This window comes from Methanobrevibacter sp. (assembly GCF_045220775.1).
Classification (GTDB): Archaea; Methanobacteriota; Methanobacteria; order Methanobacteriales; family Methanobacteriaceae; genus Methanocatella.
Window position 1 is genome coordinate 1 of record NZ_JBGUWC010000058.1, and the last position, 4,329, is coordinate 4,329.

Annotated in this window: 11 protein-coding genes; all 11 read left to right on the forward strand. The window is 33.7% G+C overall.

The window, feature by feature from the left end; genetic code table 11:
* The first annotated feature begins 138 nt into the window (after nt 1-138).
* The 11 genes from ACJROP_RS03175 to ACJROP_RS03225 all read left to right on the forward strand — a co-directional run bounded on the left by ACJROP_RS03175 (nt 139) and on the right by ACJROP_RS03225 (nt 4,195).
* A complete protein-coding gene (locus tag ACJROP_RS03175) occupies nt 139-441 on the forward strand; it encodes a hypothetical protein (protein ID WP_406534050.1) in 303 nt (100 codons plus the stop codon).
* Nucleotides 438-686: a hypothetical protein gene (locus ACJROP_RS03180; RefSeq protein ID WP_406534051.1), complete on the forward strand. Its 249-nt coding sequence runs from the start codon at nt 438-440 to the stop codon at nt 684-686. The genes ACJROP_RS03175 and ACJROP_RS03180 overlap by 4 nt, the downstream gene beginning before the upstream one ends.
* Before the next feature lie 31 nt (nt 687-717).
* Nucleotides 718-1,002, forward strand: a complete 285-nt coding sequence (locus ACJROP_RS03185; protein ID WP_406534052.1) for a hypothetical protein — start codon at nt 718-720, stop codon at nt 1,000-1,002.
* A gap of 91 nt (nt 1,003-1,093) precedes the next feature.
* On the forward strand, nt 1,094-1,393 hold the full coding sequence (locus tag ACJROP_RS03190; RefSeq protein ID WP_406534053.1) for a hypothetical protein: 300 nt from the start codon (nt 1,094-1,096) through the stop codon (nt 1,391-1,393).
* Nucleotides 1,374-1,694, forward strand: a complete 321-nt coding sequence (locus ACJROP_RS03195) for a hypothetical protein (RefSeq protein ID WP_406534054.1) — start codon at nt 1,374-1,376, stop codon at nt 1,692-1,694. Before ACJROP_RS03190 ends, ACJROP_RS03195 begins: the two co-directional genes overlap by 20 nt.
* Nucleotides 1,687-1,926 carry a hypothetical protein gene (locus ACJROP_RS03200; RefSeq protein ID WP_406534055.1) on the forward strand — a complete coding sequence of 80 codons (240 nt, stop codon included), beginning with the start codon at nt 1,687-1,689 and terminating at the stop codon, nt 1,924-1,926. Before ACJROP_RS03195 ends, ACJROP_RS03200 begins: the two co-directional genes overlap by 8 nt.
* A 451-nt stretch (nt 1,927-2,377) precedes the next feature.
* Nucleotides 2,378-2,740, forward strand: coding sequence for a hypothetical protein (locus ACJROP_RS03205; RefSeq protein ID WP_406534056.1), 363 nt, complete (start codon nt 2,378-2,380; stop codon nt 2,738-2,740).
* A gap of 19 nt (nt 2,741-2,759) precedes the next feature.
* Entirely contained in the window at nt 2,760-3,143 is a 384-nt protein-coding gene (locus tag ACJROP_RS03210) for a hypothetical protein (RefSeq protein WP_406534057.1), read from the forward strand.
* 3 nt (nt 3,144-3,146) lie between these two features.
* A complete protein-coding gene (locus tag ACJROP_RS03215) occupies nt 3,147-3,425 on the forward strand; it encodes a hypothetical protein (RefSeq protein ID WP_406534058.1) in 279 nt (92 codons plus the stop codon).
* On the forward strand, nt 3,415-3,747 hold the full coding sequence (locus tag ACJROP_RS03220) for a hypothetical protein (RefSeq protein ID WP_406534059.1): 333 nt from the start codon (nt 3,415-3,417) through the stop codon (nt 3,745-3,747). The genes ACJROP_RS03215 and ACJROP_RS03220 overlap by 11 nt, the downstream gene beginning before the upstream one ends.
* Before the next feature lie 82 nt (nt 3,748-3,829).
* Entirely contained in the window at nt 3,830-4,195 is a 366-nt protein-coding gene (locus ACJROP_RS03225) for a hypothetical protein (RefSeq protein ID WP_406534060.1), read from the forward strand.
* Nucleotides 4,196-4,329: the final 134 nt, after the last annotated feature.

The following is a 4,329-nucleotide window of genomic DNA, read 5'->3' on the forward strand; positions in this document are numbered from 1 at the left end:
ATTTGAAAGTTTAAGAATCAACCCCTACGGCCGATACGATTTCGAAATGAAATGGGAAAGAAGCCGCAGAGGACACAAATACTACAGGCAAAGAATGCATAAAGGAAAATGGAGGCATTAAAAATGTGTGGAGATTGCATGGATTGCTGTTATTATAAATTAGTAAGTGCCGACTGGTGTCATTTTGAAATATGCTACAAAGACCATAATGAAGACAGTCGATTTAATGAATTGAACTTAACCCCTTGTGAAGATTACCGGGAAAACCGTTTAATCAGATATTATTATCATCATATCTACAATGAATTACTAGCTTTTAAAAGATGGATATATTGGAAGTTACACCCATTTAAAAAAAGGAAAATGGATACAGAGCATGAAGAAATAAAAGCTTATATGGAAGAAAAAAGAAGAAAAAGAGAGGAAGAAAAAAGATTATGATCAGGAGACATCCTTTAGAATATGATGAACCCACAAGGATAATGGAAATAATCCATGAAGACCCTGAATTATATAAAAGGTGGAAATGGTTTGATAATATCATAAAAGAACGATTAAAAAAAGATAGCAAACCAGGAATATTAATTAAGATATACCCACCAAGAACAGACGCATATGATTTCCAGGAATATCCAACACGAACATCATTTTTAAAGAAAAAAAAGGGGGAAAATAAAAATGATTGATGAAGAATCCAGCCAAGTAGATATAATCAACATGATCTATACGAAATATGGTTTCCATGCAGTACTCAAGGAAGTTGAATCAAGACTAACCTATGGTAAACTCCGTAAACAAGATGATGGATTATATGAAATCACAACAGGCGGATGGTCCGATGATGAACAATTAGTACATGCACTAATAAATCCCGCCTCAAAATTCCACTACCATTACATAGGATACTTAATAGGTGGAGCATTCTACTTCGATGAAGACAAAACCATAGAATCCCATAGAAGAATCCGGATAATAAAAGAAAAAGAAGAGGCGGATATATGAGTGAAGTAATGATAAATACAATAACTGCATTCATAGTAAGCATCATAGTAAGCCTACCAATAGCATTAATGACAGTAAGGAGATAAAATTTATGGGGACAAAGAGTAGTATAGACCGTAAAAGGTCAAAGTATGGGGAGAAATTTAGTTTAAGATTCCACAAACCCGAACGAGTATACAACTTAAGCTGTAATGACTGCCATCCAATGCTACTAGCAAAATTCACAGAAGTAGACGGAGACCTAGCAATACACTGCTGGGAAACACTCGAAAAACTATACCAAGAAAACAAACAATTAAAAACAGATAAAGAAAACGCATATAAAGCAGGATACCTCACAGCATTACAAGACATACACGAGAGGGAAGATAATGAAAGAATGGAACGATAAATACTGGAAAATACAAGTATACAATGACACATATCATCTACGAACACCGAATACAACATTCGTATTCAACCGAGAAGACTTCCTAGAATTATACAGGAACATAAGTGCAGTCGCCGAAGAAATATACACGAAAGACACATACTACATCCACGACAACCAAGTATACAACCGAGAAACAGGGGAACAATTCATAGGAGCAATCGATGACTGTGAAGAAATGAACCGATTACACACTGAAAACCTTAAACTACAAGCAAAAATCACTGAACTAGAAAAAAAAGAGTACGAAAAAGATGACTAAAGAAAGATACACTCGCAGCGGAGAATACTATATACAAGACAATACCCTACACAAAAAAATAAGTAACACTGATACAATCCACATACTCAACAGACAAGAACAAATAATAAGGGATAAATCAGATACAATAACTACACTATTAAACCTACAAGGAGTATATGAGAAACGTATTAAAGAATTAGAAGAGGATGTAGAATACTATAAGAAGACCTTTAAAAAATTAATAGGATAAGTAGAACTGTTTTTAAACAAAGACAAACCCTTTGAGTAAAGGATTAAAGGGAGCATATAACTTAAAATAACAAAAAGTAAGGAAAAAAAAGAGGTAAAACCAGGAACAAAAAAGACACTAAAAACACCAAAAAACCACACAGAAACATACACTAACAAACAGTAAAATAGAAAAAATCAAACAAAAAAAGACAATACAGTCTTAAAAACCAATAAAAGAGGAGGAGATAAATTGACTGGTGATAATAATGAGTAATATTATGAGTAAAAAAGATAGGAATAAATTAATCAATTTAATCAACAAAACTAAACTAAATAGTGAAAATCAAATATGGGATTTAGCAATCGAATTGGAACGAGTGAGTATAAGTCTGCGTGCAGAAATTCTCCGCCGACACGAATTCGATGACACATAAAAAAAGGGATAATATGAAAAGGAGTGTTTGGTTATAATGGATGAAGATAAGCTTAAAGAACGGGATAGAGAGTTGCAGCAGAGGGATATAAATAGTGGTGAGGGTCCTATCTGCATTGGATTTATTTTTATAGTTATGCTTCTAATCGCAGGTTATGGTGTGTTAACTTACCATGAGCCTGTACCGGTTAATATGACTGGTCATGTTCTGGATAAGAAGATTGTTTGGGAAGATCATTCATTTGTGCATGAGAATCGTTATTTTATTTTTACTGAGGATTATTGTTTTGATGTGGATTTGCACACTTATAATCTTTTAAATAAGGGGGATGTTGTGAATTTAACTGATTATCATGGTGTTACGTTGAATATTGGTAATCATAGGTTTATGGCTGAATAAATAGGGGGGAGTATATAATATGTTGTTTAATTTGGTTTTGGATTTTGTTTTAGGTTTCATTATTGGTGTGTTATCTTATTTATTGTACCGTGAGCGGAATAAGAGGCATGTTTCTTATGATGATTATAAGGAAATGTTTGGTTGGACTCACTCTTGTTCGAGTTCTAGGTTTAAAGGTTTCCTTAAGCTTATTAATGAGTTTAATAGGGATGATGTTCGTTATTTGATTGTTACTGATTTGCCTCCTGTTGAAGAGGTGGTGGATCGTAGGGCAGTGTATATTCAGTTAGATTTCATATGTAATAATTTATGTGATTATACGATGTATACTTGTGTTTCCGGTGTTTGGATGCAAGTGGATACAACAGATATGGCTATTGATGAATATTTAGGGAGAGTATAGATTATGGATGATAAGTATATTGAAGAAGGTTACAAGTTAATGACTACTTATATTACTGAGCAGAGAATTAAAACACGTAATAGGAAGTTTTTAAATCGTTTGGAGAAGTTTTATAAACGATATCAGGAGTCTAGTGTGTTGAGTGTTACTGATGAGCAGGAATATTTAAGATTAGAAAAAGAATTCTACACTACCATATTACCTGAACCGGATAATAATGAGGATAGGGCTAATCTTGAATTTTTAAAGATAGTATCCAGAGTTGATATTAATGAAGAATGATTATAGTGAATTGGAAAAACAGTTAAGATGTCGATTCCGTAAAGCTTTACGTGATTATAAAACCGGTGATGTAGTGGATATTTTAATGGATATTATACGAGAGGATTATATTCTGTTGGCTCGTGTGCCTTTATCTTGCTGTGATTGTGTGAATTATCATTACCGTAGCGGTTACCCATCGGATTGGTGTGTTCACAGACAGGAATATATCCCGGATTGTAAGATAGCTTATAATTGCCGACATTATCTTGGTGCTGAGGAGGAAGCTCGCAAAAGCATTGCACGTTTACATGCTGATTTGACTGGTGAGTGGATTATATGATTCTAGTTAAAATTATTGCATTTTTAATTGCTATTTTTATAGGAGTGTTATTTTTTGAATTTATAATGTGGGTGATTAGTTTATGGTAACTCCCGGTAAGAAACCGAATGTAGCGAATAATAAGAAGCAATTTAAGAATATTGATGAATACTTAAAACAGGTAAAAGGTGCTGGTTATGGTTATTATTATGATGATAAGTATACTAGGCCTTTAGATAAATTAAAAAGGCAATCATTGAATTGTAGTGACTTTGATGATGAGGAAGAAGCATTGAATCGTTTGAAAGGTGCTTTTGTCCGTGAACATATAATGCGAAAAGCTACACCAGAGGAATTAGCTTGGATAAACGAGCAGGAACCAGTAACTGACCCTGAAGTATTAGAAGAATTAAGACCTGCTTTAGAATGGTTACGCAAATACGCAGGATTCGGAGAAGATGCTGAATGAAACATTGTAAACTATGCTTATACTGGACTGGTCAAGTGTATTGTGAAAAATCACGTTACATTGTAGATCCAAGGTATGCGGAGAATTGCAAGGACTATGTTGAATTAGCTGATGAAATAGTTAAAGCAGCTAAA

Bases quoted from the DNA above. Each gene is read 5' to 3' on its own strand.
- ACJROP_RS03180 (WP_406534051.1), top strand. From the start codon at position 438: ATGATCAGGAGACATCCTTTAGAATATGATGAACCCACAAGGATAATG.
- ACJROP_RS03205 (WP_406534056.1), top strand. From the start codon at position 2,378: ATGGATGAAGATAAGCTTAAAGAACGGGATAGAGAGTTGCAGCAGAGG.
- ACJROP_RS03210 (WP_406534057.1), top strand. From the start codon at position 2,760: ATGTTGTTTAATTTGGTTTTGGATTTTGTTTTAGGTTTCATTATTGGT.
- ACJROP_RS03175 (WP_406534050.1), top strand. From the start codon at position 139: ATGGATTGCTGTTATTATAAATTAGTAAGTGCCGACTGGTGTCATTTT.
- ACJROP_RS03190 (WP_406534053.1), top strand. From the start codon at position 1,094: ATGGGGACAAAGAGTAGTATAGACCGTAAAAGGTCAAAGTATGGGGAG.
- ACJROP_RS03215 (WP_406534058.1), top strand. From the start codon at position 3,147: ATGGATGATAAGTATATTGAAGAAGGTTACAAGTTAATGACTACTTAT.
- ACJROP_RS03195 (WP_406534054.1), top strand. From the start codon at position 1,374: ATGAAAGAATGGAACGATAAATACTGGAAAATACAAGTATACAATGAC.
- ACJROP_RS03185 (WP_406534052.1), top strand. From the start codon at position 718: ATGATCTATACGAAATATGGTTTCCATGCAGTACTCAAGGAAGTTGAA.
- ACJROP_RS03220 (WP_406534059.1), top strand. From the start codon at position 3,415: ATGAAGAATGATTATAGTGAATTGGAAAAACAGTTAAGATGTCGATTC.
- ACJROP_RS03200 (WP_406534055.1), top strand. From the start codon at position 1,687: ATGACTAAAGAAAGATACACTCGCAGCGGAGAATACTATATACAAGAC.
- ACJROP_RS03225 (WP_406534060.1), top strand. From the start codon at position 3,830: ATGGTAACTCCCGGTAAGAAACCGAATGTAGCGAATAATAAGAAGCAA.